Raw genomic sequence first — 26,890 nt, forward strand, 5'->3', positions numbered from 1 at the left:
CCATCAAGCGCCCACACTTATCGGCTGTTAATTTTTAAAGAGCATTTCTGCGAGGACCCGGAGGCTTTCTCAGCAGCACTGCGTTTTCAGCAGCAGAGAAGCGAGATTATCAACCGTTTTTTAAAACTCGTCAACAACTTTTTCTTCGTTGCGACGACTGCGGTTTAATTTCGTATGCACTGGAGTCGATAAAACCGACTTCAACAGCACCGCTTCCCTTCTTCCCCCGCGCTGCGTTTCCGTTAGCGCGAAAGAGGCGTGATTCTAAGCACCTGCCCCGGTCTCCGCAACCCCTTTTGTGAAATATTTTTGACGTGCAGTGCCGAGGACCGGTGAGCCTCCCCATTGGTTATATATAAGCGGCACGGCAAGAGCAGCCTCGGTCGCCCGTGAACCGCCCCGCCGCAGCGAACTCAACCTTCCGTCGATTACCGCCCAACCATCGCCCTCACCACGCCGTCCCGTCGAATCAGTCCGTGATACAGCGCCGCCGCGAAGTGCGCGAGGAACGTCAAGAAGAACAGATAGGCCAGCACGCGATGCGCGACCCGGAGCCAGGCGAACGCAACCGGATCAGCCGCAACGATCGCCGGCAACTGCACGCCGCCGCCCAAGGTCACCGGATACCCGCCAGCCGACAGCATCGCCCACCCGATCAGCGGCATCGCCAGCATCAGCGCATACAGCACCAGATGCGACCCATGCGCGGCAACCTTCTGCCACCAAGGCAAATCCTCAGGCAACGCCGGCGGCTTCGACGACAGCCGCACCACGATCCGCACACACACCAGCACCAGCACGGCAATCCCCAGCGGCTTGTGCAACGCCACCAGGAAATCGTGCCGCCCGGAAACCGACGCCACCATCCCTACCCCGATGAACAGCATCGCGAGGATCATCGCGGCCATCACCCAATGCAGCAGCCTCGCCGGCAAGCCAAACGTCGTAGCAGCCTTCATCATCGTCCCTCCGCACTCAATCGCGCCGCGCCGGCCACGCCGGCCTCTTCACTCGTCCTGCGCAGATACGAATCCGCATAAGCCGCCGACCGCGCCGCCAGCAACGGATCCCCCGACACCTGAATCCCCTGCGGCAGCACCGTCGGGTCGTAATTCACGTCCCGGCACGGCCCGCTGTCCTGCGGCTCCACGCGATCGAGCACGAGCGTGCCCGCGTCGATCGTCATCCGCTGCGCAGGCCAGGTCTTCGTCGCGTCGTCCACCGGGTCGCCGGGTTCCGCCAGCGTGACCAGCAGCTTCCACTTCTGCGCGCCGTCCGCGATGCGCCGCGTCAGGTCCTGCTGCAACACGTTCGGATCCGCGGCCGTCGCGACGTCCCCGGCGCCCGCCGTCTGCTCCGGCACGACGCGCCACCGCACCGCCTGGCGCTTGCCGGCCGCGTCGACGAAGTAGAACGCGTTCAGCCCGTAATAGCTTTCGGTGACGTAGCTCGCGCTCGGCTTCGCACCCTTCACCCAGGCGCGGAACGCGGCCGTCTCCGGATGTGCGCCGAAAAACGCCTTCACCTTTGCCGGATCGGGCTTGCCCGTCGCCGGATCCGGTTGCGTCGCGAGCAGTTGCGCGTAGAACGCCTTCGGCGTCGCCACCGGAAACACCGGCATCGCGTTCATCCCGGTCCGCCATTGCTGGCCGTCCGGTGCGGTGAGCTTCAGCGCGAGACTGCGGATCGGCACGCTGCTGTCGGGCGCATACGGATTCCCGCCCGGCAGCGCAAAGCGGCCGACCACCGGCGTGCGCACCGCCTTGAAGAACGGCGCGACCGAATATGCGCTCGCGGCGCCGTTACCTTCGAAGTAACCGGTCACGCACACGCCCTTCGCGTGATTGCGCCGGAAACCCGGATGCTCGCCGCCGGCCGTCTGCAGCGCGTCGACGAGCCGGTGCGGGGTCAGACGCGCCGGCGCGAGCCAGCCGCCGACATACCCGAACGCCACGGCCACGCCGGCCACCGCGCCGCCGATCACGGCCCAGCGCCACCATCCGCGCCCAGGCTCGCGCGGCGGTGAAGAAGAGGATGATTGCTTCATGGATGCACTCCCGATCGTCAGATCATTGTCGAACGCGTGTAGGACGCCACCCGCGCCGCTTTATTCCATGAAGAAATTTTTCGTATGCTGACGGAATAAGCGGCGCCGACCGGCGTCCTACGCGGCATCTCCACGCTTATCGGCTCGCGCCCCCGGCCATGCCCTCAAACGCCCCCGACGACGACGCATTACGCGAACTCATCCCCAGGCTGCGACGCTTCGCGCTCTGGCTGGCACGTGATGTCCACGCGGCCGACGATCTCGTCCAGTCGACGCTCGAGCGTGCGCTGTCGCGCTGGGCGAGCCGCCGCGACGACGCGTCGCTGCGCAGCTGGCTCTTCACGATCCTTTACCGGCAGTTTCTCGACGGCAAACGCAGCGCGAAGCGCTATGCGTGGCTGCTCGGCCGCATTCGCGACGACGACGAAGCGCACTGGCCGTCCGCCGAACGCGAGGTGGCCGCGCGCGCGACGCTCGAAGCGTTCGGCCGTTTGTCCGACGAGCAGCGCAGCCTGCTGCTGCTCGTCGCGGTCGAGGGCTTCACGTATCGGGAAGTCGCCGACCTGCTCGATGTGCCGATCGGCACCGTGATGTCGCGACTCTCCCGCGCCCGCCAGGCGCTGCGCCAGCTCAGCGACGGCGAGCTTCCCGCTCCTTCTCTCCGTTTGATGAAATGAATACGCTCCGTCCCGACGAACACGATCTCCAGGCCTATGTCGACGGCCAGCTCGACGACGATGCGCGCGCCGCGGTCGAGCGATATCTCGCGCTGCATCCGGAGAGCGCGGAACAGGTGAAGCACTGGCAGCAGGATGCGCAGCGGTTGCGGGCCGCGCTCGAAGGCGTGCGGATGCCCGGCGAGAATCCTGCGCTGGATCCGGCGGCGATTCGTGCGAAGCGTGCGGAGCGCTCGCGGGTGCGGTTCGCGATGGCGGCGTCGTTCGTGTTCTGTATCGGGCTCGGGACGTTTGGCGGGTGGCAGGCGCGTGGGTGGAACGCGGCGCCGCCGATTGCGCCGATGAGCGATGCGGTCGAGGCTTACCGGATGATGGTGGTCGATCAGGCCGCGAAGGTGGATTTCCGGCCGACGGGTGCGAAGGATTTGCAGACGTGGCTCACCCGGCGCGTGGGGGCATCGGCCAGGCTGCCGGATTTGAGTGCGGCGGGGTTCAGGCCGGTCGGCGGGCGGTTGTTTACGACGGACAGTGGGGCCACGGCCGCGATGGTGCTCTATGAGGACGACGCCGGGCGGACGCTGAGCTTCTATCTCCGGCCCGCGGAATCGCAACATCGGCTGCTGCCGGCCGGGCAACGCGTGGATGGGTCGTTACTGGCGCGGTATGGGTCGGTGAATGGGCTCAACTATGCGGTGGTCGGGCCTGTGGATAGTCTTGGTGAGCACGCGGTCGTGAAAGCGCTCGATCAGCAGATTTGAGCTGGACGATACGCTCTCCGTTGGTGGCCGTTGTGCGCTGACTGCGGTCCGTCCGATGCGGTTCGACAAGCCTGAAAGCACGCACGTTCACCGTTCGGGGCCACAGCGTTTAAATTCGCTTTCGTGGTGGTTGTCCACACCGCGAACCTCGTCGCGGTGCGTTCCCGGATGGGTAGACCCTCTTCGGTTCCGACGTCACAGGGTTTGGCGTCTTCTGGACGCAGGATATCCGCATCGGCCCCAGCGGCTCGGCATGCCGTCTCTGGTTGAATCACTCACCTTCGGCCCGCACAGCATTTCGAGTGTCTTTGGGTCGCGATATCCACATCGCCCTCGTCGAGCTGGTACACAGGATTTCGATTCGGCCGCTCACGGGTTGTTCGCATGCGCGTGAGCGCTTCGAATCAATGTGTTCCCGAGGGGGCACACAGCGTTCCTGATTGTTTTGCGTGCCGGTTGTCCACACGCGACAATCGGGCGCCACGGCCGCACGGACTCCAGCGTCGTGTCGTCCGTCATGTCGTACGACGGTGGCGTGGTTGTCATAACGGATCCTTGTGCAGCCGCATCGGTCATGAGCACCCACGACGCAGCCAGCAATATCCATCACCAGCATCTCATTGACGGGAGCGTTCATCGATCGTCGGGATCGAACTTCACGTTGAATCGCTCGCCCTTGAACCGACAACGATCCCGAACCCTGGCGATTCTACCGATACGAGCGTTCGAGCGGTCACCGGCTTCGGCTTCGCTTGATCCATCCACCGCACGCAGTGCATATCCCGCCCGGATCACAGTCGGCGGACTGTGCTTATCCAAAGGTGTTAACAGAGTTCGTATATATACGTAGTGATAGTTAACAAGCCCGCGGCCTCACAGTGGATAACTTCCGTAACGCCCTGAATTTTCAGCATGAAGTGGAATGCATAACCACAGGCGATGCACAGGAAAATCGCTGTGCATCACAGAACAACTTTCCGTCGATTCACAGTCGCGTCGACATATCCTCAAACGTTCCACTGTGAATCCAGAGGCTTGCCGGACGGTTATCCATAGCGCGCTGTGGATAAGTTGCGGCATCAGTCCGCCCGCTATCGAACCATGGCGATCAGATACAGCCCGCCGAGGATCATCGCGACGCCTCCCCATTGCGCGTACGACACACGCTCGCCGAAGAACACGATTCCGGCCAGAAAGACGAGCACGAACGTAAGCGCGGTAAACGGATACACGACGGTGAGCCCGGTCTTGCTCAAAGCGAAGATCCAGAGCACCGTGCCTGCGCCGTAGCAGAGCAACCCGAGCGCGACCCACGCATTGATGAATTCAGTCAATGCATGGCGGCCGTCGGCACCGATCTTGAACGCGACCTGGCCGGTTGCCGCGAGGAACACGCCGGCCAGAATGAGCACGTAGACGGACAGTTTCACCGGTGTTCCTCGTGGCGCTTCAATTGGTTGGCGACCATCCGGCTCTTCAGCATGGCGATGCCGGTTTTCACGCGCACCGGCAACCAGCGCAGCAGCAACTTGCGCACCTTGTAGCCGGGCGGCGACACGTCCGGTATGCCCGAACGGCTGTCGACGCGGTGTTGTCCGATCGCGTCCGGCAGCCGCTCCGCTTCGTCGGCGGCAGCGAAAAAGAGCAGGTTGTAGCGGTACCACGGCTCGATGCGCATGTCCGTGGCGATCATCGGCCGGACGAAATCGAACAGCTGGTAGCCGTGGCGCGCGAACAGGTCGCGCCAGAATTCGTAGCGCTGTTCGTTGATGTGGTTCTCGCCGCCCTGGCCAGGCACGGCGGCGGAAAACAGCACGCGCTTGCCGTGCCGGACGAGATTGTCGACGAGTGCCTCGCTGGATGCCTTTGGCACGTGCTCGCCGACTTCGAGGCACTGGACGAGATCGAACGATCGCCCGAGATCGAAGCGCTTCGAAATATCGGCCGGTACGAAATCGGCGGGGTCGACCATCAGCATCGAACGATCGACATAGTCGCCGTCGATGCCGGTGATGTCCTGCACGCCGAGCTGGCGATGCACGCTGAGCCATGCTCCGGCACCGCAACCGACGTCGAGGATACTCGCAGGCTTCAGCAGCGCGTTGACGCCGGGCAGCACGCCATGCGCCGACCGCGCCGATCCCTCGCGCTGGTATCGGTAGAAGATCTCGTCATACGAGCGCGGCGTATCGTCCGCGATGAATCCAGGTGACATCGCAATCTCCCGATGGCGCGATCGGTGCACGACGTGGCGCGACGCATCGCACCGCATGCGACGCAGTGCAATCAATCGCCTCGACAAGCCTGTTTCTCGTACACCGACCATTCGCCCGCCGTCTTCACGCGCACGACGCAACAGTCCGGATTGGCGAAAAACGTGTCCGGAAGCGGTGTCTCGGCGCGAACGAAGAAATACCGGTACAGGCGCCCTTGGTGCCGCTGCCAGTCGAAGTGCCGGTACAGCGGCAGCGGCGAGACGTCGGACGGCCCGACACCGGGCAGCCGGTCGAGCCGAAAGCGGACGATCTGCGGCGGGAACCGCGCGGCATTGAAATCGACGAATCCGCGGTGCTCGGCCTGATACCAGAGCGCGAAGTTCTCGTAGGCATACGGGTTGCCGGCACCCGGGCTCGTCCTGTCGACGATGATCGCAAGGCCGCGCTGTGCGGGTTCGATCGCGTTGGCAACCACGTCGAAATCAGCGCTCTCGTCGGCGAAGCGCAGCGCGCGGACACCTTGCTGAACGATGAAACCGGCGCAGACCACGGCAAGGAGCAGCTGCGTCATCAGCGCGAGCTGCGGCATTCGCCGGCCGGGTTCCATTGGTGCGGGCGCGCGGAACATCAGCGCATAAAATGGAAACAGGAACAGCGCAAAGCGCGGATACAGGAAAAACGTGTTGATCGCGAACAGCGGCACGGTAAACCAGACGATGGTCACGATGATTGCCGGTACATAGGCGGCGACCTGCCGGTTCGGTTTCGATGCCATCACGAACGGTGCGGCAGCGATCAGCAGGAATGCCAGCAGCGAACGGCTGTCGCCGGCGACACCCCACGGATAGAGCACGGCCGCGAACACGCGCACGACCGGGCTGATCCCCCACATCACGGTAAACGGATACATCGGCGTCAGATCGACGTCACGATGCAACGCCGCGTACAGCACGGTGACGGAGGCGAGGATCGCATACGGCCACGAGGCGAGCAGCACGCGCGGCAACATGCTGGTCGTGCGCAGGCGCACGAGCAGGAACAGCACGCCGATCGCGTTCGCGAACACGAAGAGTAGTCCGTGCGAGAAAAACAGCGCGAGATTCACGAGCACCAGCATTGCGCCGCGACGGGCTGTCGGCCGCCCGGCATAGTCGAGCGCGAGCGCCAGGAAAATCATCGCGACCGGTACGGCGACGAGGTACGAGTAGAAACCGAACTCGTACGCGAAGCCGAAGAATCCGGGCACGCACAGCCAGTCGAGGCGCGGGTCCGTACCGAGACGCCGGCGCAGCGCGAGGTACGCGGCGACGAAACCATAGAACGACAGGGTCAGCATGACCTTGAACGCAGCCGCGACGGGCATCACGAACGAAAGCAGCGCTGCCGCGCCATAGCCGAGCAGGTAGGGCGTAAACAGATTGATCCGCAGCAATGGCGCCCATGGCGACTGGCCGCGCAGCAGGTCGCGCAGCGTGGCGACCTGCGCCGCATGCTGCGGAAGATCGACCATCGGCGGGTGCGGCGCGAGCCAGAACAGCAGGCCGGCGGCGGCGACCGTCGCAACGAACAATGCGCGCAACGTGCGATCGGCTGTGCGATATGGCCACGCACGCGGCAAGCGGCCGCTTACCGTGCTGTCATCCATTGCACGAGCCCCCGCGTGAGAGACCGCCGCCGGCCTGGCACCGGGTCGTTGCGCGACAGGACCGATGGCCCGTCATAGCGTCTTCTCGACGATGAAGCGCGGGCGCTGCTTCGTCTCCGAATAGATCTTCGCGACATAGCCGCCGATTACGCCGAGGAACAGCAACTGCAGGCCGCCGAGAAAGTACATCGGGATCACGGTGGACGCCCAACCGGGCACCGAACGGTCGGTGAACAGCCGGATCGACAGCGCCCAGATGCCGAACACGGTCGAGGCCAGCGCGAGCAGCGCGCCAACGTACGCGCTCCATTGCAGCGGCTTCGTCGAAAACGACGCGACACCGTCCGACGCGAGCAGGATCATCCTCGCCAATGGGTACTTGCTTTCGCCGGCGAAGCGCGGCTGCCGGTCGTACCGGACGATCGCGGTACGGAAGCCCAGCAGCGGCACGATGCCGCGCAGGAACAGGTTGACCTCGCGGAAGCCGCGCAATTCTTCGATCGCCCGGCGGCTCATCAGGCGGAAGTCCGCGTGATCCGGCAAGATGTCGACGCCGAAGCGGCGCAGCAGCCGGTAGTAGCCGCGCGCGCTGACGCGCTTGAAGAAGCCGTCGCTGTCACGACGCTGCCGCACGCCGAATACGATCTCGGCGCCGGACTGGTATTCGCGCAGCATGCGCGGAATCGCGTCGAGGTCGTCCTGGAGATCGGCGTCGAGACTGATCAGCACGTCGCCGTTGACTCTCATGAGCCCGGCAAGCAATGCGTTCTGGTGCCCGTGGTTGCGCGACAGCTTGAGGCCGTGGATACGTGGATCAGCGGCATGGAAGCCTTCGATGAGGGACCAGGTCCGGTCGTGCGAACCGTCGTCGACGAAGGTCACGCCGCTCGCGCCGTCAATGATGCCGTCGCGGGTAAGCTGATCAAGCAGGATCGTGAGCCGGCGTACGGTTTCCGGCAACACGGCTTCTTCGTTGAAGCAGGGAATTACCAGATTGAGCGCGACCATACCCACCCCGATATCGTTACGCGTACGTTGCGGTCTGCCGTCGTCACGAGGTGCTACTGGTTCATGCAAGGTGGCGCGCGGATCGTGCATCGCGCGCGCCTGTTCCCCGTGACCGGATCGGGCCGGTTCCTGCTCTTGATTGTCGTTCGCAACCCCCGGCCCCGGATTCGCGACGAATCCATTATGACGGAACGTACCCGGGCCCGGTGAGACGTCGCAGTGAGGATGAACCCGGATGCGATTGCGGTCTGCGCTCGAGCGCCGGACGATCCCCCAACGCATCCTCCCCGATTCAAAAAATTTTCACGAAGGGGCTTGCGCACCTCCAAAACCCTCTCTATAATTCGCGGCTTCTTAGGCTCGTAGCTCAGTTGGTTAGAGCACCACCTTGACATGGTGGGGGTCGTTGGTTCGAATCCAATCGAGCCTACCAACGAACAAAATGAAGGGGTCTGGCAGCTCGCATTGCCTACAGGCAATCCGGCTCGCCAACATACAAACGCCACGCGGCAACATCGCGTGGCGTTTTTCTTTTTGCGGCCGAAACTTCGCATGCGCGTGCCGATGCAGCGTGTGCGATCCACGCGCAACAAGCAGCCGGCAGCCGGCAGCCGGCAAAGCAGAACGCAGAGCAGGGGAAGCGGGCGCAAAGCGCCCATCCGCCACCCCTCAATGCAGATGCCTCAACTTGTCAGGATTCCGCACGACATAGATCGCGACGACCTTCCCGCCCTCGATCTCGAGAGCCGTCGTCTGCAGCTCGCCATCCGCTTCCAGTGTGACGAACCCCGGCAGCCCGTTGACGAACCCCGCGCGCACGAGCTTCGACGCATGCGTGGCGAACAGCTCGGCGAGGTACGCGTGCACCTTCATCACGCGCTCGAAGCCGAACACCGGCTTGACCGCGGCCGTGCGCTTGCCGCCGCCGTCCGAATGCAGGCTCACGTCCTCGGCGAGCATCGCGCCGAGCGCGCGCATGTCGCCGCTGCGCGACGCCGCGAAAAACGCCTCGGCCAGCTCGATCCCGCGCTGCTTCTCGACATGAAACCTCGGCCGCGCCTCGCGCACATGCGTGCGCGCCCGCGCGGCGAGCTGCCGGCAGGCGGCCGGGTCGCGCTGGATCGTCGTCGCGATCTCGTCGAACGCGAGGCCGAACACGTCGTGCAGCAGGAACGCCGCACGTTCGAGCGGCGACAACCGTTCGAGCGCGAGCATCAGCGGCAGCGTGACGTCCTCCTGTTCATCTTCCTCGACGACCGGCTCGGGCAGCCACGGGCCGATGTAGGTCTCGCGCTGGTGCCGCGCGGACTTGAGCTGGTCGAGGCACATGCGCATCACCATGCGGCGCAGGAACGCCTCGGGCACGCGCACCTCGGTGCGATCGACGTCCATCCAGCGGATGAACGCCTCCTGCACCATGTCCTCGGCGTCGGCGACGGAACCGAGCATCCGGTACGCGACGCGCATCAGCGTGCGACGCAGCGGGTCGAAGCTCGCCGCTGCGTCGGCGCGTTCAGCGGCGCTGCCGGCGGCCGGATCGAGGTGGGTCATCACGCCACCATCTTCGCGGCGGCGGCCTTCGCGTCGGCCGGATCGATCCACAGCCCGAAGCCGACGGCCAGCCGGTTCCAGCCGTTGATCACGTTGATCATCACCGTGAGTTTCACCTGTTCCTCCTGGCTGAAGTGGTCGTTCAGCGCCGCATACGCGGCCTCGTGCGCGCCGTGGCCTTCCGACAGCCGCGTGAGCGCGTCGGTCCAGCCGAGCGCCGCGCGTTCGCGGTCGGTGTAGCAGGGCGCTTCACGCCATGCGGCCAGCAGGTTGATGCGCTGCTCGGTCTCGCCTTGCTCGCGCGCCTCGACGGTGTGCATGTTAAGGCAGTTTGCGCACGCATTGATTTGCGACGCGCGGATCTTGACCAGCTCGATCAGCGTCGGCTCGAGGCTCCCGGCAGCGGCGACCGAGACGGCCATCCAGTTCTTCATCATTGCGGGCGCGGCGGCGAACGGATTGAGTTTCGCAGTCATGGTTCCTTCTCCTTTCGTGTGGGTTCCGGCGATATGACGAGCGAGCCCTGCGCGCCTGTGACATCGACGCAAAAAAATTTTCAAAAGCCGGGAAGCGCGCGAAGGGCAGAGCGGTTGAACGGCGGTGTCGAGGTCCGCGACACCGCCGCGCGGACCCGTGCCGATTTCGATTCCATGGCGCCGCTCGCGTGGCGAACCCGTGTCATCCGTTCTTTCATGACGCCGGTGTGGATGTCATGAGGCGTCGGCATGGCGAACCCGCGGGCATGCACATTGCGTTCACCCTCCGAGCCCCCCTCATGACGGGCATCGACGGTTCGTCACGCCGCCGCTCCGCGCATGGTCGATGCTTTCATTTTTCTTTCGCGCTCGTTTCACCCGAAATCCGATTCGCGACGTTCACATTTCTGGCCCATACTGTTCTGCACGGGTAGATGAAGTCACGCCGCACCAGCGGCCCGGCTCGCGCGCCGGCTGCCCGACGACGCAGCAATGAAGGTCGCACGTCAGCCGCGCGCATCCCAGCGCAAGGCTTTCCTTTTTCCGGCAACGCAACGCAGCGAATCGCGACGTGAACGGTAAACCGATGAGCCTCCTTGCATCCCAGCTTCAGCGCCGTTACCAGGACGTGCGCGCCCATAGCATCGCGTTGACCGCGACGCTGTCCGCCGAAGACCAGGCCGTGCAGTCGATGCCCGACGCGAGTCCGGTGAAATGGCATCTCGCGCATACGACCTGGTTTTTCGAAACCGTCGTACTGATGCGCCGCGTGCGCGGCTACGCGCCGTTCGACGACGCGTTCCAGTTCCTCTTCAATTCCTATTACGAAGCGCTCGGCCCCCGCCATCCGCGGCCGCAGCGCGGGCTGCTCACGCGTCCGTCGCTCGATGAGGTGCACGCGTACCGGCAGTACGTCGACGATGCGATGCTGCGCGCGCTCGACGGTGCCGATCCGGCGTTGCTCGCCACGATCGCGCCCGAGATCGAGCTCGGCCTGCATCACGAACAGCAGCATCAGGAACTGATCGTCACGGACATGCTGCATGCGTTCTCGTGCAACCCGCTGAAGCCCGCGTTCCGGCCGCGCAGCGGCGCCAATGCTCACGCCGGGCACGCCGGGCACGCCGCCCTGGCCGCGGGCGATGCCGGCCCGTTGCGCTGGCTGCATCAGCCGGGCGGGCTCGTCGAGATCGGCCACGATGGCGCCGCGTTCTCGTTCGACAACGAACGGCCGCGCCATACGGCGCTCGTGCGTCCGTGCGAGATCGCGAACCGCCTCGTGACGAACGCCGATTTCGCGGCCTTCATCGCGGACGGCGGCTATGCACGCCCCGAATACTGGCTGTCCGACGGCTGGGCGACGGTGCAGCGGGAAGGGTGGCAAGGGCCCGCGTACTGGATTCCCGGCGACGACGGTGATCCGGCAGCCGCACACGCCTGGCGCGCGTTCGGCCTGCACGGCGTGGAGCCACTCGCGCCCGATGCGCCCGTGTGTCACGTGAGCTTCTACGAGGCGGCGGCGTATGCGGAATGGGCCGGCGCACGCCTGCCGACGGAATTCGAATGGGAGGCCGCGTTCGGCGCGGATGGCATCGCGCAGATGCTCGGGCACGTATGGCAGTGGACGCGTTCGTCCTACGAGCCGTATCCGGGCTTTCGGCCGCTCGCAGGCGTCGCCGCGGAATACAACGGCAAGTTCATGGTCGGCCAGCAGGTCCTGCGCGGCAGCAGCATCGCGACCCCGCCGGGGCACGAACGGCCGACGTACCGCAATTTCTTTCCGCCGGCCGCGCGCTGGCAATTCACGGGAGTGCGACTTGCGCGAGACGTCTGATCTGACGGCCACGAGCGGTGGCCTGCAACCCGCCCGCGATGCGCGGCCGAGCGCGTTCGAGCGCGACCTGATCGACGGGCTGTCGCGCACGCCGCGCAGCATTCCGCCGAAATACTTCTACGATGCGGCCGGCTCCGCGCTGTTCGATCGCATCTGCGAACTGCCGGAGTATTACCCGACGCGTACCGAACTCGGGATCCTGCGCGATCGCGCGGCCGAGATCGTGCGGCGCGTCGGCCCGCATGCGGACATCGTCGAATTCGGCGCGGGCTCGCTCGAGAAGATCCGCGTGCTGCTCGACGCGTGCGCGGACAACTACGCGAACGCGCCGGCGCGCTACGTGCCGATCGACATCTCGGCCGACTACCTGCACGGCGCGGCCGCGCGGCTGCGTGCCGCGTATCCGTGGCTCGACGTCGCGCCGCTCGCGGCCGACTACACGAAGGCCGAGCAGCTCGCCGAGCTGACCGGCACGCCACGCCGGCGCATCGGCTTCTTTCCCGGCTCGACGATCGGCAACTTCTCGCCGGAGGAAGCCGATACGTTCCTGCGCGACGCCGCGCGGCTGTTGCGCGGCGGCGGCCTGCTGGTCGGTGCGGATCTCGTGAAGGACGAACGCACGCTGCATCACGCGTACAACGACGCGCAGGGCGTGACCGCCCAGTTCAACCTGAACCTGCTCGCCCGCGCGAACGCGGAACTCGGCGCGGATTTCGATCTCGACGCGTTCTCGCATTGCGCGTTCTACGACCGTGAGCTGCAGCGCATCGAGATGCATCTCGTTAGCGATATCGCGCAGACGGTGCACGTGCGCGGCCACGCGTTCCGCTTCGAGGCCGGCGAACGCATCCACACGGAGAACTCGTACAAGTTCACGATCGACGGCTTCCAGGCGATCGCGCGGCGTGCGGGCTTCGAGCCCGACACCGTGTGGACCGACGCGGACCACCTGTTCAGCGTGCACTGGCTGCGCAGCGTCGACGATATCCGCGCGTAACGTCGTCGCGAGTCGTCGCGAACCGCTCGCACGGCGTGCGCGCGGGACGCATGCGGTCTGCGTCGCCGGCCCGCGCGCCGGCACAATTTCCCGACTCTCCCGATTCGATGCGTCGTTGCAACGGCGTGTCGAATCGCTCGTCGCCCTTGTCCCGCAAGGCTTCCCGCCCCTCCGTAAACGTCCGTTACCGGTCTCGCACACCGGTTTCACCTGTGTCCGCCCGTGGTGCCTAGACTCCGAACCGTAGTCACATGACGCACGACACGTGCAGGGAGTCGCGAAATGAGCAAGAAACTTATTCTCGGTGCAGTTCTCGGCGTAGCGGCGCTGGCAGCTTCGGGCGTCGCATCGGCCCACGTCGACCTGGCGGTCGGCATCGGCGTGCCGGGCGTCTATGCAGCGCCGGCGCCGGTCTACGTCGCGCCGCCGCCGGTGACGTACGCGCCGGTTGGCTACTATCGCGATGACGACTGGCGTGAGCGTCAATGGCGCGAACATGAATGGCGCCGTCGTGAATGGCGCGAGCACGAGTGGCGCGAGCGCGGCTGGCGTGACGGCGACGGCTGGCGCGGCCGCTGGAACTGAACCGGGCCACCGGTTCATGAGGACACCGAGCACGACGACGAGAGGAGTGTGATCGCATGATGCCCATTCGACACATCAGGTATAGCGTGGCGGCCGCCGTCGTCGCGCTCGCAACGATCGGCAGCGCGCACGCGGCGGGCTGCATGAAGGGCGCGGTGGTGGGCGGCGTCGCCGGCCACTACGCGGGACATCACGCCGTGGTCGGCGCGGTCGGCGGCTGTATCGTGGGCCGCCACATGGCGAAGAAACACGAGCAGGAACTGGCCGCGCAGCGCAAGGCCGCAGCGCAGGGCGTGCAGCCGGCGCAGTAAGCGTAGCCACCGGCGGAACGGCGCGATCGCGCCGTCTCCGCCTTTCATTTCCCTTGTCGGCTGGCGGCCGACCGGCCGGTTCATCAAGCGTGCCGAACGCCGCCGGATTGATCCGACGAAACCGCGCCGCGCGCGCCGTTACGATCATTTACAACGCCGCGCCGCACGAAGCGCGCGCGTACCTAGAATGCAGTCACTCGAACGCGCTCCAGGGAGCAAACAATGAAAACGCAACGATATCTGTCCGTGCTCGCAGCTGCGCTGCTCGCACTCGGCGCCGTTTCCGCGCAGGCGGCGGGCGGCGGCAATGGTGGTGGCGGTGGTGGTGGCAACGGCGGCGGCCATGGTGCCGGCGGGATGGGCGGCATGGGTGCCAATGCGGGCGGCATGTCCGCCGGCCACATGAGCGGTGAAGCGCTGAGCAACTCGAACGGCATGCACGCGGGCGACCGCGACAAGGGCCTGTCGCGCGCAGCCGACCGCTCCGATTCGATCGCCGATCGTGCCGGCGCGCAGCCGGGCAGCGGTCACGGGCGCTCGCACGGGCACACCGCCCATGCATCGAAGTCCACGCGCCACGCGCATCGGAACGCATTCGGTCACACGCTGTAAGCGCGGCGCACGCATGCGGCAGGAGGGCGCTTCGGCGCCCTTTTTCATTGCCAGCGGACCAAGGGGCGCCGCGGTGTGTCGCGTTGCTCGTCGCGCATCGACCCCGATTTGCAACCAGCCGTAACCGCACGCACGAACGCGCCAGAATACGAACCGCTTTCACGCGAATGACAGGCGGATTCGCTCCCCATACGCGGGCATCGCAGCAGCGCCGCGGCCCGCGCCATGAAAAAAGGGCGGCTCGTCGCCGCCCTTCGTTTCAGCGCCCCGCGCCCGCCAGCGGCGCGACGGCTGCAACAGGCTCGAACAACGCGTCGGCCTGCCTGACGCGCACGAACCGCGCGGCCGCCCCGCCGTCCACCAGCGCCCGGAAATGCGCTTCGCCGCACGCGAGCTTCGCGCGCTCGTGCTCGCTCGTCACGTCGCCGTCGGCATTCGGCGTATCGACGACGAAGTACAGCCGCTCGCCGCCATCCTGCTCCGCGAGCACGGCCCAGTCGGGGTGATAGCTGCCGAGCGGCGTCGGCACGCGGAACCATGCGGGCAGCTTCGCGTACAGCTTCACGCCGTCGTGTGCTTCGAGCGCATCGGCGAACGCGCGCTCGGCGTCGGTCTCGCACACGACGGCCTCGTGGATCGACTTCCGCGCATCCGGCCGCAGGTTGCGCAGATAACCGGTCAGCGCCTCGCTCTCGAACGACTCGAGCGCATGCACGTGGCGTTCGCCGAGCTTCCGGTACGCGATGCCGGCAACCAGCGCGAGCCGCTTGCAGCGGTTGATCGCATCGGCGGCCAGCGCGATGAACTGCTGCGGATTCACGCGGAAATCGTCGAGCCGGCCGCTGTCGGCCAGGATCGTCGCGAGCGAGCGGCGCGTGAGCTGCGTGCGGTCCTGCAGTTCGGTGAGCAGGTCGGGCAGCGGCAGCTCGCCTTCGTCGATCAGCACCGTGCCGGCGCCGGCCACCTCGATCGCCTCGATGCCGGCCTTGCCGATGTCGATCTCGGCCTTGCGCCACTGCAGCCGCGCGCGCGCGATGTCCGGCGCGTCGCGCAGCGCGGCCGTGCAGTCGCGCACGAGCTTCGCGTTGTCGAACTCGACGCTGTACACGGTGCGATGGCGGATGCGGTCCCACAGCGCGCGGAAGTCGTCGCCGAACACGACGGCCTTGCCCGACGCGTCGCGCCGCAACGCGATCGCGCGCCGCTCGTCCGCATTGCGCACCGCGAAGCGGCCCGACAGCTTGCGCAGCGTCGCGACGATCGGCGCGCGCAGCGTCTCGAACGCCGCGGGCAGCACGAGCGCGCTCTGGCGCAGCGCATCCTTCAGCCGGTCGAGCACCTTGCCCTGCGCGTCGACGTAGCCCTGCTCGTGCAGATGGGTCCACAGCACGCGCGACAGCTCGATGCCGAGCGCATGCGCGGGCCCGTCGCCTTCCTGCACCGGCAGCGCCGCGAACTGGTGTTCCTCGACGATCCCGAAACGGATGCCCGTATCGGCCTCGATTTCCTTCTGCAGGTTCTCCGCGAACGACTCGTAGCGCTCGGTCGCGATCACGGTGAGCGTGTTTACGCCCGGATCGCGCACGCGTTCGCCGTCCTGGTCGACGGCGAGGCGCAGCCCGCGGCCGAGCGTCTGGCGACGCTCGCGCTCGGTCTGGATGTCGCGCAGCGTGCAGATCTGGAACACGTTCGGGTTGTCCCAGCCTTCCTTCAGCGCCGAGTGCGAGAAGATGAACTTCAGCGGCGTGTCGAACGACAGCAGCGCTTCCTTCTCGCGCATGATGAGGCCGTACGCGCGCTCCGCGTTCTCGCGGGCCGCGGCGCTGCTTTCGCTCGTGTCGGTCCAGCCGCCCTTGCGGTCGATCGAGAAGTAACCGTTGTGCGCGCGCTCGACTTCGAGCGCGACGTCGACGCCGTCGAACAGCGCACGATAGGCCGGCACACGCGCCGCGCGCGCATATTCCTCTTCGAAGATCAGCGCGTAGTCGCCCTTCACCGGCATCCCGTTCTCGTCGTAGCGGCGATAGCGTTCGACCGAATCGACGAAGAACAGCGACAGCACCTTCACGCCGCGCTCGGCCAGGCGCAATTCCTTGTCGAGATGCTCGCGGATCGTGCGGCGGATCATCTCGCGCTGCACGGCGAGCGTGTCGATGTCGCCGAATGCCTCGCCGAGCGACAGGAACGCCTCGCCTTCCGGATGGCGCAGCTCGACGTACTCGGCGCCCTTCACCGCATGCACTTCACCGATCCGCAGCCCCGCGTACAACGCGCGCCTGGTCAGGCGCTCGAGATCGTCGCCGTCGGTGGCCGTCACGATCTGGCGCTTCACGCCGGCCGCGGTCGCGACGTCGAGCTCGATGCGCGCGCTGATCGCGCCGCGCCGGTTCGACACGCCGACGAGCCGCACGTAAGGCTTGTTGTGCGCATCCTCGACGATCGCCGACGCGATCTCGATCTGCTTGACGAGCTTGCGTTCGTACGCGTCGACCGCATCGAGCCGGTACACCATGTGGTGGCGGTCGACGTGCGTGGCCGAATAGCGCAGCGTGCAGAGCGGCGCCATCGCGGCGAGCGCTTCGCGCCCGCGCCCCTCGAGCCCGCCGTCGACACTTTGCGGCTCGTCGACGATCACGATCGGCCGCGTCGCGCGGATCAGGTCGATCGGCTTCTCGCCGCCGGTCTTCTCGCTGTCTTTATAGAGGTTGTTGATCTCTTTCTTGTTGATCGCGGCGACCGTCATCACCATGATCTGGATCGCCGCGCTCGCCGCGAAGTGGCGCACCTGGCCGAGCTTCGCGGAGTCGTACAGGAAGTAGTCGTACGGCACGCCCGCGTACAGCGCGCGGAAATGATCCTCGGTGATCGAGAGCGTCTTGTGCACACCTTCCTTGATCGCGATCGACGGCACGACGATCACGAACTTCGTGAAGCCGTAGCGGCGGTTCAGCTCGAAGATCGTGCGCAGGTACACGTAGGTCTTGCCCGTGCCGGTCTCCATCTCGACGGTGAAGTCGCGCGAGCCGGGCTGGCCGGACGGCGGCAGCCCGCCGCGCAGCTGGACGTCGGCGAGATTGCGCGCGAGCGCGTCGTCGGTCAGCGACAGCCGGTTGCCGACACCTTGCTCCGACACCGCGAAGCCGAGCGAGCCTTGCGCCGCGGCCGTCGTGCCGGGCGCGGCGTTCGCGAGCACGCTGAAGTCGCCGCGATACGATTCCTGGCCGCGAAACAGGTCGCAGACGGCGTCGATCGCCTCGCGCTGGTAGTCGAGATCCGCTTCGAAATGCAGCCGCATCACAGGCTCCGCACGCGCTTCACGCCGTGCTGTTCGAGCAGCGCGGCGAGATTGAGCTTCGCGACGTCGTCGACGAAGCCGCTGTCGCGGAACAGGCACGTGACGTCGCGCGTGGCACCCGTCGCGTCGAGCAGCTCGACGATGCCGTCGGCGAGCGGGCCCGCGTCGTCGCGCGCGATGCGCGCGTCGAAGCACGCGACGATCGAGCGGCCGATCAGGTGCACGGTCTTGCCCGCGACCGGGTGATGCTCGACCGGCGTGCACAGATCGAGGCCGAGCTTCAACGTGAGTTCGGCGAGCAGGTCGTCCTCGCTGCGGCCGGTCTTCACGTGCTCGACGGAGGCGAACAGCGCGTGGTCGAAGTCGTCGCGGCGCGGATCCCATTCGATCACGTTGGTCGTATCGAGCCGGTACACGCGGAAACCGAGGTCGCCATAGCTTTCCGGGTAGTCGCGTGCGACCTGCTGCGCGGCGCGGCGCAGGCGTTCCTTCGTGATTTCCGCGAGCGTCAGCGGCTTCTTCAGCTTCGCGCAGAAATCGGCGGCCGCGAGCTGTGTTTTGTCGCGGCGGTCGAGCGCCTCGGGCAGTTGCACGAGGATGTAGCGGCGCGCGCCGCCGTCGGTCGCGTTCACCTGCATCACCGCATGGCCGGTCGAGCCGGAGCCGGCGAAGCAGTCGAGCACGATGTCGTCGCCGCGCGTGCACCAGCCGATCACGGCCGCCGCGAAATCGACCGGCTTCGGCTGGTCGAACGGGATGCCGAGCGTCTTCAGCAGCGCGTCGTCGGAGCCGGCGAACGGCAGCACCGACGGCACGTTCTCGTACATGTTCTCGTCGAGGTAGTAGATCCGCTGCGGCTGCGTGGTTTCATCCGGACCGAATTCGATCTGGCCGCGCTCGATCAGCGCCTGCATCGTCGCGGGCGGGTTGCGCCAGCCGCGCGCCGGCATCGCGCACGGCTTGCCGGTGACCGGGTGGATCAGCGGCGTGAAATACTCGTCCGGTGCCTTCTTCTTGTTCGGCCACGCCATCGACACGAGGCGGTACACACGCCCGTCGGCCGACAGCCGGTCGTACATCACCTCGCCGCCCGACAGGTTGGTCTGCGCCTTCATCCACGCGCGGTAGGCCTTCTGCGCGTCCTTCGCGTTGCCGCTGCGGTACACCGCGTCGTGCGCGGCATCCAGCATGCGCTGCGCGTTGCGCTTCGGGCGCTTCAGCGGCGCCTGCTCGAGCAGCGTCTCGGCGTTGCGCGCGAACAGCACCAGCGATTCGTGCTGGTACGCGACGCCGCGCGCATCGCCCTTCGGGTTGCGCTTGTCCCACACGGCGACGCCGAGCTCGTTCTCCTCGCCGAAGATCTCGCGCAGCATCAGCACGAGCGCATGCACCTCGTGCTCGTCGATGTGCACGGCAATCAGCCCTTCGTCCGACAGCAGCGCGTGCGCGAGCTTCAGGCGCGGATACATCATGTTCAGCCAGTCGGTGTGGAACCGGCCGTTCGCCTCGGTGTTGGTGCTGCGCTTCACGCCGCCTTCGGTCTGGCCCGTCATCGCCAGGTAGTGGCGGATGCTGTCGCTGAAGTCGTCCGGATAGACGAAATCGCTGCCGGTGTTGTACGGCGGGTCGATGTAGACGAGCTTCACCTTGCCCGCGTAGCTCTTGTGCAGCAGCTTCATCACGTCGAGGTTGTCGCCCTCGATCACGAGGTGGCGCGTGTCGTCCCATGCGACGCTGTCGGCAGGGCACGGACGCAGCGTGCCCGTCGACGGCGTGAGCGCGGCCTGGCGCGCGCTGCGCTTGCCGTGCCAGTGGAAGCCGTAGCGCTCGTCGGCGTCGCCGACGGTGCGCTCGCCGACCAGCGCCTTGAGCACGTCGACGTCGACCGACGCGCCGTCCGGGCCTTCGGTCACGAGTTCGGGGAACAGCGCCTTCAGGCGCGCGACGTTGTCGGCGGTGAAATCCGTCGACATCGCCTGCGGGCTCGCCGCATCGAGTTTCTGCATCGTTTTTTCCATCGGAGCCCGGCCGCGTGCGCCAGGACGTCGGGCGCACTCACGGCACCGGCGGCAATGGCCACCCGGGCAAACCCGAAACGCTAGCGAGTCGGTCGGCGCAGGTCAAGCACCGATGTGAGGCGATCGTGCGCGCATCGGCCGCGATCGCCCGCCCGACGGGCCGCAAGCGGCTTCGGGCCGGTGGTCGCGGCGGCGGCCGACCGGCGTTCCCCGGGGGCGCTGCGCGGGCCAAAATCGACGAAAAAACGGCGAAAAAAAGGGCACGGTCAGCGCGATGCGCCGCCGTGCCAGCATGGAGAATCCCGGATGGAGGGTGTGGCGGAGCCCGGCGGGCCCCGCCCGAATGACCGGCCCTCGGGTCAGAAGCGCGTGCGAATGCCCGACGTCAGTTCGAGCTGGTTCTTCGCGCCGAACGTCGACGACACCTTGTAGCCGCCATGCAGCTTCATGTAGTCGCCGGCCAGATACACCTCGGTGCGCTTGCTCAGGTGGTAGAACACCGACCCGTAGATCGTCTCCTTGAAGCCGTTGCCGACGCCGTTGGTCAGGCTGAACGCGCCGAGGTTCGCGTTCGGCGTGAAGCCGTCGGCGTTGTACGCGGCGTTCTTGATGCGCATCTGCTGATAACCGAGCTCGTAGTCGAGCGCGCCCTTCGGCGCGATCTTCATCGACACGGTCCACGAATCGTCGTGGCGCTGGCCGAGCGCGCCCTGGTCGCCGTTGTAGCGGAAGTAGCCGGCGTTCAGGCGCACGATGCTGAACGCGTAGTCGCCGCCGACCGAGAACGTCTGGTTCCTGAAGCCGTTGTGGTTCACGTGGTTGTAGAAGCCCGACACGGCGAACGGCCCGCCGTTGTAGCCGAGCGCGACCTGGTATGCGGAGCCGGTCGCGAACGAGGTCGAGTTGCTGAACTGGTAGCCGGCGCTCGCGAAGATGCCGTTGCTGAACAGCTTCTTCCACGCGACGCCGTTGTTGTAGCGCGTGCCGGTCGGGCCGGCCGCGTAGAAGATCATCTGCTTGAAGTTGTTCGAGTTGGTCCAGCCGCCTTCCTCGGTCGTCAGCTTCGCGGAGCCGTACGCGTCGCCGTAGATCGCCGACGCGTCGCGCGCGATCGTGTTCTGGAAGCCGGCCGTCAGCTTGCCGAAGCGCTCGTCCTCGACGCCGACCCAGGCGTCACGGTCGAAGATCTGGCCCTCGTCTTCCATCTGGCCGTTCGCGACCACGAATTCGCTTTCGAGGCGGAAGATGATCTTCGTGCCGCCACCGATGTCCTCGGCGCCTTTCAGGCCCCAGCGGCTGCCGCTGAACCACGGCTCGCCTTCGTTGCCCATGCCGATCACATGGTTGCCGTTGGCGTCGGCGTGGGTCCGGTAGGTCGGAAAGCTCAGGTCCATCAGGCCGTAAAGCTGCACGCTCGACTGCGCCTGCGCCTGGGTGCCGGCGCACAGGCCTGCCGCCGCGATGGAAAGGGCAAGGGTTTTTCGTTTCAAGATCGTCTCCTCCGAGCTGCCGCATTGAAATCTGTTTGTTGGCAGTACGTAATGTATGCCGATTGTTGCCGACCACAGCGAGAGGGTCGACGCATAGCATCGTAGAGGGGGCAATCCTTCACGCCGCTTTCCCGGAGGAAAGAATCGGATCGGTGAAAACACCGAAATCGCAATAATCGGGAATCGGGCAGGCGGGCAGCCCGCGGGCTGCCAAAACAACGTTACGTGCTGCGAATCGATGCCGCGGGCCGCGCCGTCAGTCCTGCGCGGTCTTCGCGCGCAGGATATAGCCGAGCCCGCGCAGCGTGATGATCTCGGCCGTGCTGAGCGCGAGATGCTTGCGCAGCCGGTGGATGTAGATGTCGATCGCATCCGCGCTCGGCTCGTCGTCGAGCGCGAACACGCTGTCCATCAGCCGCGCCTTCGATACCGTCTTGTTCTGCTGCAGCATCAGCGTTTCGAGAATCGCATGCTCGCGGCGGCGCAGCGCGAGCACCGTGTCGCCGCAGCGGAATTCACGCGTGCCGAACGCATAGACGAGATCGCCGCACACGAGCTGCGTCGTGCCGACGCCGGCCTGCCGGCGGATCAGCGCGCGGATCCGCGCGACCAGCTCGCGCGATTCGAACGGCTTGACCACGTAGTCGTCGGCACCCGCGCCGAAGCAGTCGACCTTGTCGTCGACCGAGCCGTGCGCGGTCAGCATCAGCACCGGCACGTTGTCGTTGCGGCGCCGCAATCGCGCGAGCACTTCCTTGCCGCTGATGCCAGGCAGCCGCATGTCGAGCAGCACCGCGTCGTAGCGCTCGGTCTTCAGCACGGTATCGGCGCGCTCGCCGTCGCCGACGCAGTCGACCGCGAAATCCTCGCCGCGCAGCAGGTTCACGATCCAGTGCGCGAGTTCGGCGTTGTCTTCGACCAGCAGGAGTTTCATGGCGACTTCATCTCTTCAAGGAAACGCCGGGCCGCCCCAAGTTTCCCGCCCCGCCGGAAGTCCCCTTGGGTGATGGTCCCCTTGGGGGGCCTGGCGCGCAGCGACCGGTTTTGGGCGCACGCTTCAATCGTACGCGGGCAGCCGCACGGTCACGACGATACCGCGATTGCCGGGGCCCGGCGCGAGCGACGCGCTGCCGCCGTGCGCCTGCGCGATCTCGCGGACGATCGCGAGGCCCAGGCCCGAGCCTTCGGTGTCGGCCGACACGCGGTAGAACCGCTTGAACACGTGCGGCCGCGCTTCGGCCGGAATGCCGGGGCCGTTGTCGACCACCTCCAGCACGACCGCGGCGCCGTCGCGCCGTGCCGCGACCGTCACGCAGCCGCCCGGCTGCGTATAGCGCACGGCGTTGTCGACGAGGTTCATCACCAGCGCGGTCAGCAGGCTGTCGCTGCCCGCGACGTCGAGCCGTTCGCCGAGATCGGCGCCGAGGTCGATGTCGCGCTGCTGCGCGAGCACGATCGTTTCCTCGAGCACGCTCGACACGACGGCCGCGAGATCGACGCGATGCGTGAGCAGCGTCGACGGCGTCGCTTCCGCGTGCGCGAGCAGCAGCAGCTTGTCGGTCACGTCGGCCATCTTGCGGCTGCTGCGCTGCATGCTGTCGAGCACCGACGCCAGCTCGCGATCGTCATGGTCGCGCTGCTGCGCATACTGGATCTGCGTGTCGAGCACCGCGATCGGCGTGCGCAGCTGGTGCGCGGCGTCGGCAATGAAGCGGCGCTGCGTGGCCGTGTGCGTATTGAGCCGCGCGATGCACTGGTTGATCGCGTCGACGATCGGCCGCAGCTCGTGCTGCAGCCGCTCCGGGCGGATCGGCTCCAGTTCCATCGGCCCGCGGTCGGCGACGTCGTCCTTCAGCTTCATCAGCGGGCGCAGCTCGAGCGTGAGGCCGAGATAGACGAGCACGATCGCGAGCACCAGCATCAGCGACAGGCGCACGAGCTGCGGCCGCCAGATCGTCGCGACCATCGCGTCGTACGAGCGCGTCGTCTTCGCGACGATCACCGTGACCGTCTCGATCTGCCCCTCGTCGTACAGCTGGCGGTCGTAGGCGGCCGCGCGCAGCCGCACGCCGTCGAGCGACGTGTCGTACAGCGTCGGCTCGACCCCGTGCCGCCCGGGCAGCGCGAGCGCCGGGTTGCCCGCGAGCAGCCGGTCGTGGCCGTCGATCACCTTGTAGAACACCGAATCGCCCGACGGCGATTCGAAGATCTCCAGCGCGGCCGGCGGCACGTCGGCCGCCGGCCGCCCGTTGCGCCATTCGACGTCCTCGCCGATCGTGCGCGCGGACGCGACGAGCGCGCTGTCCTGCACGAGCCCGGCCGTGCGCCGCGCGGTGTCGTACGACATCGCGCCCGCGATCAGCACGAAAGCCGCGAGCGGCAGCAGCAGCCACCACAAGAGCCGCCCGCGCAGGCTGTGCGCCATTCCGTCTCCTCAATGCCGAACCGCGCCGGGGTAACCGGCGCGGTTCGGGCGTGTCATTCGATGATGCGTGCGTTGCTCAGAACGCGGCGGGGCGCCACTTGAGCAAGCGCTTCTCGAGCCAGGTCAGCAGGTAGTCGGCGGCCAGCGCGACCACGGCCAGCACGATCATCGCCGCGAACACGCCGCTCGCGTTGAACGCGCCCTGGGCGGTGGAGATTAGCAGGCCGATGCCCTGCTTGGAACCCAGGAATTCGCCGACGACCGCACCGACCAGCGCGAAGCCGAAGCTCACGTGCAGGCTCGCGAGAATCCAGCTGAGCGCGGACGGAATCACGACCGACGTGGTGATCTGCCGGCGCGACGCGCCGAGGATCTGCGCGTTCGCGATCAGGTAGCGGTCGGCTTCGCGCACGCCCTGGAACGCGTTGCCGAACACGACGAAGAACACCATCACGACGGCCAGCGCGATCTTCGACGCCATGCCGAGGCCGAGCGCGATCACGAAAATCGAGCCGAGCACGACGCGCGGGATCGAGTTCGCGATCTGGATATAGAGGCCGAACACGTCGGACATCAGCTTGTTGCGGCCGAGCACGATCCCGCAGAGCACGCCGGCGACCGAGCCGATCAGGAAGCCGATCGTGGTTTCCTCGAGCGTCACCCAGACCTGCGTAAGCAGCGGCCCTTGCGACGTGCCGTTCGCGAACCAGTCCTGGAGCTGCGCGAAGATCAGCGTCGGCTGCGAGAAGAAGAACGGATCGATCCACTTCAGGCGCGCGGCGAGTTCCCAGCCGCCCAGCACGACGACGAGCACGGCGATCCGCAGGCCGATGATCAGTTGCCGGCGGCGGCGCAGCCGGGTTTGAGCGGCACGCGACTCGTCCTCGAGCGACGGTGCCGGAATGGCGGTGGGGGGAAGCGTCATGTCGGTCATGCTCCTGTCCTGTCCTTGCTGCTGTCAGCCGATCTGCACTTCTTCGCGCAGGTCGTGCCAGATGTCCTTGGAAATTTCGATGAAGCGCGTGTCGTAGCGGATCTCCGACGTGACGCGCGGGCGCGGCAGGTCGATCTCGTACACGCGCTTGAGCGTCGCGGGCCGCGCGGTCAGCACGAACACGCGGTCGGCGAGCGCGATCGCCTCCTCGAGATCGTGCGTGACGAACACGACCGAGCCCTTGTTCGCGGACCACAGCTGCAGCAGTTCGTCCTGCATCAGCGTGCGCGTCTGCATGTCGAGCGCGGAGAACGGCTCGTCCATCAGCAGGATTTCCGGCTGGTTGATGAAGGTCTGCGCGAGCGCGACGCGCTTGCGCATCCCGCCGGAGAGCTGGTGCGGGTAGTGTTTCGTGAACTTGTCGAGGCCGACCTTGCGGATCCATTCCTCGGCCTGCGCGTAGGCGACGTCCTTCGAGCGGCCGCGAAACAGCGGGCCCGCCGCGACGTTGTCGATCACGTTGCGCCACGGGAACACCGCGTCGGCCTGGAACACGAAGCCGATCCGCGGATCGATGCCGTCGACCGGGCGGCCCATCACGCGCACCTCGCCGGAAGCCGGCTTCAACAGCCCGGTGATCAGGTTCAGCGTGGTCGACTTGCCGCAGCCGGTCGGCCCGACGATCGCGATGAACTCGCCGCGCGCGACGCTCATGCTGAAGTCGCGCAACGCGACGGTGGCCTTGCCTTCCGGCGAAATGAAGCGGCACGACACGTTGCGAAACTCGATCGCCGGTGTGCTCGGGGAGACTGCCTGGTTCATCGCATGGATCCTGCGGGTGAAGAGCGCGTCGCATCGTGGCGACGCCGGGCCGGCCAGCCGGACCGGGACGGGGGAGCGCACGGCGGCGGGATCGCCGCCGCCGGCGCCGCTGCTTACTTCGCGTTCACGAAATCGTTCGTGAAGGTGCGCGCGAGGTCGATGTGCTTGCCCTTCACCGACGGGTTGAACGCCGACAGCACCTTCAGCACGGTCGCCGGGCCGTCGGCCGGCATCTTCGCGTCGGCCGTGTACATCGGCAGCGACGCCTTCAGCGCGGACACGTACAGCGCCTTGTCCTTCTGGTAGTCGGCCGGCATCTTCGCGGCGATCTCGTCGGCGCTGTGCGTGTGGATGAACTGCATCGTCTTCGCGAACGCGTGCGCGAGCTTGGTCGCTTCCGCCTTGTGCGAATCGGCCCAGGCCGACTGCACGTACAGGCTCGCGGCCGGGTAGGTGCCGCCGAGCGCCGCGCGCGTACCTTCCAGCGTGCGCAGGTCGACCAGCACCTTCGCGTCGCCCATCTTCTCGAGCGCGGACACCGTCGGCTCGGTCGTCATCCCGGCCTCGATCCGGCCCTGCTTGATCGCGGCGATGAAGCTCGCGTCTGCACCGACCGGCAGCATCGTGTACTGCGTCGACTGCACGCCATGCTGCAGCGCGAGGAATTGCGTGAGGAAGCTCGTCGACGATCCGAGGCCCGTCACGCCGAGCGTCTTGCCTTTCGCGTCGGCCATCGACTTGAACGTCGGCGCGGCCTTGGTCGACACCATCTCGACTTCGCCCGGCACCTGGCACAACACGGCGATCGCCTTCACGTCCTTGCCCTTGCTCTGCAGGTCGACCGTGTGGTCGTAGAAGCCGACGACGCCCTGCACGGCGCCCGCGAGCAGCTCGTTCTCGGCGTCGACGCCGGCCGGCTGCGACAGCAGCTCGACGTCGAGCCCTTCGGCCTTGAAGTAGCCGAGTTCCTGCGTGAGCCGCGCGGGCAGGTAGATCAGCTTCGCGATCCCGCCGACCATGATCGTGATCTTGCCGCCGTCGTCGGCGAAGGCGGGGTGAGCGGCGAACGCGCAGGTCAGGCTGGCTGCAACGGCGAGGGTACGCAGGGTGGGTCGCATCGGGTCGTCTCCGGTCGTTATTCGCATGGCGCGATGCTTGCTGCATCGTTGCGACGAGTATAGGGAGGCGA

At 66.6% G+C, this 26,890-nt stretch carries 23 protein-coding genes and 1 tRNA gene; 8 read left to right on the forward strand and 16 right to left on the reverse strand.

The window, feature by feature from the left end:
• Positions 1 to 428: 428 nt before the first annotated feature.
• Both DID99_RS21115 and DID99_RS21120 read right to left on the reverse strand, forming a co-directional pair.
• Positions 429 to 962 (reverse strand): cytochrome b, encoded by a 534-nt coding sequence (locus DID99_RS21115; protein ID WP_124486767.1) that lies wholly within the window; start codon positions 960 to 962, stop codon positions 429 to 431.
• On the reverse strand, positions 959 to 2,047 hold the full coding sequence (locus DID99_RS21120) for a catalase family peroxidase (protein WP_124667504.1): 1,089 nt from the start codon (positions 2,045 to 2,047) through the stop codon (positions 959 to 961). The genes DID99_RS21115 and DID99_RS21120 overlap by 4 nt, the downstream gene beginning before the upstream one ends.
• A 158-nt stretch (positions 2,048 to 2,205) precedes the next feature.
• Between DID99_RS21120 and DID99_RS21125 the strand changes: the two genes are divergently transcribed.
• Both DID99_RS21125 and DID99_RS21130 read left to right on the forward strand, forming a co-directional pair.
• Positions 2,206 to 2,724, forward strand: a complete 519-nt coding sequence (locus DID99_RS21125; protein WP_124520413.1) for a sigma-70 family RNA polymerase sigma factor — start codon at positions 2,206 to 2,208, stop codon at positions 2,722 to 2,724.
• Complete coding sequence (locus DID99_RS21130) at positions 2,721 to 3,482, forward strand: anti-sigma factor (RefSeq protein ID WP_124571524.1); 762 nt, start codon at positions 2,721 to 2,723, stop codon at positions 3,480 to 3,482. Before DID99_RS21125 ends, DID99_RS21130 begins: the two co-directional genes overlap by 4 nt.
• Before the next feature lie 1,091 nt (positions 3,483 to 4,573).
• On the opposite strand, the gene DID99_RS21135 is transcribed toward DID99_RS21130, so the two are convergent.
• The 4 genes from DID99_RS21135 to DID99_RS21150 all read right to left on the reverse strand — a co-directional run bounded on the left by DID99_RS21135 (position 4,574) and on the right by DID99_RS21150 (position 8,351).
• Positions 4,574 to 4,912: an EamA family transporter gene (locus DID99_RS21135; RefSeq protein WP_124486771.1), complete on the reverse strand. Its 339-nt coding sequence runs from the start codon at positions 4,910 to 4,912 to the stop codon at positions 4,574 to 4,576.
• Complete coding sequence (locus DID99_RS21140; RefSeq protein WP_124571523.1) at positions 4,909 to 5,697, reverse strand: bifunctional 2-polyprenyl-6-hydroxyphenol methylase/3-demethylubiquinol 3-O-methyltransferase UbiG; 789 nt, start codon at positions 5,695 to 5,697, stop codon at positions 4,909 to 4,911. The genes DID99_RS21135 and DID99_RS21140 overlap by 4 nt, the downstream gene beginning before the upstream one ends.
• 71 nt (positions 5,698 to 5,768) lie before the next feature.
• On the reverse strand, positions 5,769 to 7,277 hold the full coding sequence (locus tag DID99_RS21145) for a hypothetical protein (protein WP_260428108.1): 1,509 nt from the start codon (positions 7,275 to 7,277) through the stop codon (positions 5,769 to 5,771).
• Between the two features lie 138 nt (positions 7,278 to 7,415).
• Entirely contained in the window at positions 7,416 to 8,351 is a 936-nt protein-coding gene (locus DID99_RS21150; protein ID WP_044845175.1) for a glycosyltransferase family 2 protein, read from the reverse strand.
• Between the two features lie 356 nt (positions 8,352 to 8,707).
• On the opposite strand from DID99_RS21150, the gene DID99_RS21155 reads away from it, so the two are divergent.
• Positions 8,708 to 8,784 (forward strand) — tRNA-Val (locus DID99_RS21155).
• 236 nt (positions 8,785 to 9,020) lie between these two features.
• Here DID99_RS21155 and DID99_RS21160 read toward each other — a convergent pair.
• On the reverse strand, positions 9,021 to 9,902 hold the full coding sequence (locus DID99_RS21160) for a sigma-70 family RNA polymerase sigma factor (RefSeq protein ID WP_124667505.1): 882 nt from the start codon (positions 9,900 to 9,902) through the stop codon (positions 9,021 to 9,023).
• On the reverse strand, positions 9,902 to 10,378 hold the full coding sequence (locus DID99_RS21165) for a carboxymuconolactone decarboxylase family protein (RefSeq protein WP_124667506.1): 477 nt from the start codon (positions 10,376 to 10,378) through the stop codon (positions 9,902 to 9,904). The genes DID99_RS21160 and DID99_RS21165 overlap by 1 nt, the downstream gene beginning before the upstream one ends.
• Before the next feature lie 586 nt (positions 10,379 to 10,964).
• Between DID99_RS21165 and egtB the strand changes: the two genes are divergently transcribed.
• The 5 genes from egtB (at position 10,965) to DID99_RS21190 (ending at position 14,717) form a co-directional block, all read left to right on the forward strand.
• Positions 10,965 to 12,212: an ergothioneine biosynthesis protein EgtB gene (egtB, locus tag DID99_RS21170; protein WP_124667507.1), complete on the forward strand. Its 1,248-nt coding sequence runs from the start codon at positions 10,965 to 10,967 to the stop codon at positions 12,210 to 12,212.
• On the forward strand, positions 12,196 to 13,209 hold the full coding sequence (gene egtD / locus DID99_RS21175; RefSeq protein ID WP_124667508.1) for an L-histidine N(alpha)-methyltransferase: 1,014 nt from the start codon (positions 12,196 to 12,198) through the stop codon (positions 13,207 to 13,209). The genes egtB and egtD overlap by 17 nt, the downstream gene beginning before the upstream one ends.
• A gap of 282 nt (positions 13,210 to 13,491) precedes the next feature.
• On the forward strand, positions 13,492 to 13,794 hold the full coding sequence (locus DID99_RS21180; RefSeq protein ID WP_124667509.1) for a hypothetical protein: 303 nt from the start codon (positions 13,492 to 13,494) through the stop codon (positions 13,792 to 13,794).
• Positions 13,795 to 13,850: 56 nt separating this feature from the next.
• The gene (locus DID99_RS21185) at positions 13,851 to 14,105 is read left to right on the forward strand and encodes a hypothetical protein (protein WP_124667510.1); all 255 of its coding nucleotides are present in this window, start codon (positions 13,851 to 13,853) and stop codon (positions 14,103 to 14,105) included.
• A gap of 222 nt (positions 14,106 to 14,327) precedes the next feature.
• On the forward strand, positions 14,328 to 14,717 hold the full coding sequence (locus tag DID99_RS21190; protein WP_124667511.1) for a hypothetical protein: 390 nt from the start codon (positions 14,328 to 14,330) through the stop codon (positions 14,715 to 14,717).
• Positions 14,718 to 14,976: 259 nt separating this feature from the next.
• Here DID99_RS21190 and DID99_RS21195 read toward each other — a convergent pair whose 3' ends face one another.
• From DID99_RS21195 to DID99_RS21230, 8 genes are all read right to left on the reverse strand, one after another.
• Positions 14,977 to 18,012 (reverse strand): type III restriction-modification system endonuclease, encoded by a 3,036-nt coding sequence (locus tag DID99_RS21195; protein ID WP_124486780.1) that lies wholly within the window; start codon positions 18,010 to 18,012, stop codon positions 14,977 to 14,979.
• Positions 18,012 to 20,030, reverse strand: coding sequence for a site-specific DNA-methyltransferase (locus tag DID99_RS21200; RefSeq protein ID WP_124667512.1), 2,019 nt, complete (start codon positions 20,028 to 20,030; stop codon positions 18,012 to 18,014). Before DID99_RS21200 ends, DID99_RS21195 begins: the two co-directional genes overlap by 1 nt.
• A gap of 359 nt (positions 20,031 to 20,389) precedes the next feature.
• Positions 20,390 to 21,520, reverse strand: a complete 1,131-nt coding sequence (locus DID99_RS21205) for a porin (protein ID WP_124486784.1) — start codon at positions 21,518 to 21,520, stop codon at positions 20,390 to 20,392.
• Positions 21,521 to 21,776: 256 nt separating this feature from the next.
• Complete coding sequence (locus DID99_RS21210) at positions 21,777 to 22,454, reverse strand: response regulator (protein ID WP_044845185.1); 678 nt, start codon at positions 22,452 to 22,454, stop codon at positions 21,777 to 21,779.
• A gap of 123 nt (positions 22,455 to 22,577) precedes the next feature.
• Positions 22,578 to 23,945 (reverse strand): sensor histidine kinase, encoded by a 1,368-nt coding sequence (locus DID99_RS21215; protein ID WP_124667513.1) that lies wholly within the window; start codon positions 23,943 to 23,945, stop codon positions 22,578 to 22,580.
• A 76-nt stretch (positions 23,946 to 24,021) separates the two neighbouring features.
• Complete coding sequence (locus tag DID99_RS21220) at positions 24,022 to 24,879, reverse strand: ABC transporter permease (protein WP_124486786.1); 858 nt, start codon at positions 24,877 to 24,879, stop codon at positions 24,022 to 24,024.
• A 24-nt stretch (positions 24,880 to 24,903) separates the two neighbouring features.
• Positions 24,904 to 25,701, reverse strand: a complete 798-nt coding sequence (locus tag DID99_RS21225; protein WP_027788757.1) for an ABC transporter ATP-binding protein — start codon at positions 25,699 to 25,701, stop codon at positions 24,904 to 24,906.
• 113 nt (positions 25,702 to 25,814) lie between these two features.
• Positions 25,815 to 26,819 carry an ABC transporter substrate-binding protein gene (locus tag DID99_RS21230; RefSeq protein WP_124571514.1) on the reverse strand — a complete coding sequence of 335 codons (1,005 nt, stop codon included), beginning with the start codon at positions 26,817 to 26,819 and terminating at the stop codon, positions 25,815 to 25,817.
• Positions 26,820 to 26,890: the final 71 nt, after the last annotated feature.

The organism is Burkholderia sp. Bp8986 (assembly GCF_003854225.1).
Taxonomy (GTDB): domain Bacteria; phylum Pseudomonadota; class Gammaproteobacteria; order Burkholderiales; family Burkholderiaceae; genus Burkholderia.

Bases quoted from the DNA above. Each gene is read 5' to 3' on its own strand.
- DID99_RS21125 (WP_124520413.1), top strand. From the start codon at position 2,206: ATGCCCTCAAACGCCCCCGACGACGACGCATTACGCGAACTCATCCCC.
- DID99_RS21220 (WP_124486786.1), bottom strand. From the start codon at position 24,879: ATGACCGACATGACGCTTCCCCCCACCGCCATTCCGGCACCGTCGCTC.
- DID99_RS21190 (WP_124667511.1), top strand. From the start codon at position 14,328: ATGAAAACGCAACGATATCTGTCCGTGCTCGCAGCTGCGCTGCTCGCA.
- DID99_RS21200 (WP_124667512.1), bottom strand. From the start codon at position 20,030: ATGGAAAAAACGATGCAGAAACTCGATGCGGCGAGCCCGCAGGCGATG.
- DID99_RS21165 (WP_124667506.1), bottom strand. From the start codon at position 10,378: ATGACTGCGAAACTCAATCCGTTCGCCGCCGCGCCCGCAATGATGAAG.
- DID99_RS21160 (WP_124667505.1), bottom strand. From the start codon at position 9,902: ATGACCCACCTCGATCCGGCCGCCGGCAGCGCCGCTGAACGCGCCGAC.
- DID99_RS21130 (WP_124571524.1), top strand. From the start codon at position 2,721: ATGAATACGCTCCGTCCCGACGAACACGATCTCCAGGCCTATGTCGAC.
- DID99_RS21180 (WP_124667509.1), top strand. From the start codon at position 13,492: ATGAGCAAGAAACTTATTCTCGGTGCAGTTCTCGGCGTAGCGGCGCTG.
- DID99_RS21115 (WP_124486767.1), bottom strand. From the start codon at position 962: ATGATGAAGGCTGCTACGACGTTTGGCTTGCCGGCGAGGCTGCTGCAT.
- DID99_RS21150 (WP_044845175.1), bottom strand. From the start codon at position 8,351: ATGGTCGCGCTCAATCTGGTAATTCCCTGCTTCAACGAAGAAGCCGTG.
- DID99_RS21140 (WP_124571523.1), bottom strand. From the start codon at position 5,697: ATGTCACCTGGATTCATCGCGGACGATACGCCGCGCTCGTATGACGAG.
- DID99_RS21225 (WP_027788757.1), bottom strand. From the start codon at position 25,701: ATGAACCAGGCAGTCTCCCCGAGCACACCGGCGATCGAGTTTCGCAAC.
- egtB (WP_124667507.1), top strand. From the start codon at position 10,965: ATGAGCCTCCTTGCATCCCAGCTTCAGCGCCGTTACCAGGACGTGCGC.
- DID99_RS21185 (WP_124667510.1), top strand. From the start codon at position 13,851: ATGATGCCCATTCGACACATCAGGTATAGCGTGGCGGCCGCCGTCGTC.
- DID99_RS21210 (WP_044845185.1), bottom strand. From the start codon at position 22,454: ATGAAACTCCTGCTGGTCGAAGACAACGCCGAACTCGCGCACTGGATC.
- DID99_RS21195 (WP_124486780.1), bottom strand. From the start codon at position 18,012: ATGCGGCTGCATTTCGAAGCGGATCTCGACTACCAGCGCGAGGCGATC.
- DID99_RS21215 (WP_124667513.1), bottom strand. From the start codon at position 23,945: ATGGCGCACAGCCTGCGCGGGCGGCTCTTGTGGTGGCTGCTGCTGCCG.
- DID99_RS21120 (WP_124667504.1), bottom strand. From the start codon at position 2,047: ATGAAGCAATCATCCTCTTCTTCACCGCCGCGCGAGCCTGGGCGCGGA.
- DID99_RS21230 (WP_124571514.1), bottom strand. From the start codon at position 26,819: ATGCGACCCACCCTGCGTACCCTCGCCGTTGCAGCCAGCCTGACCTGC.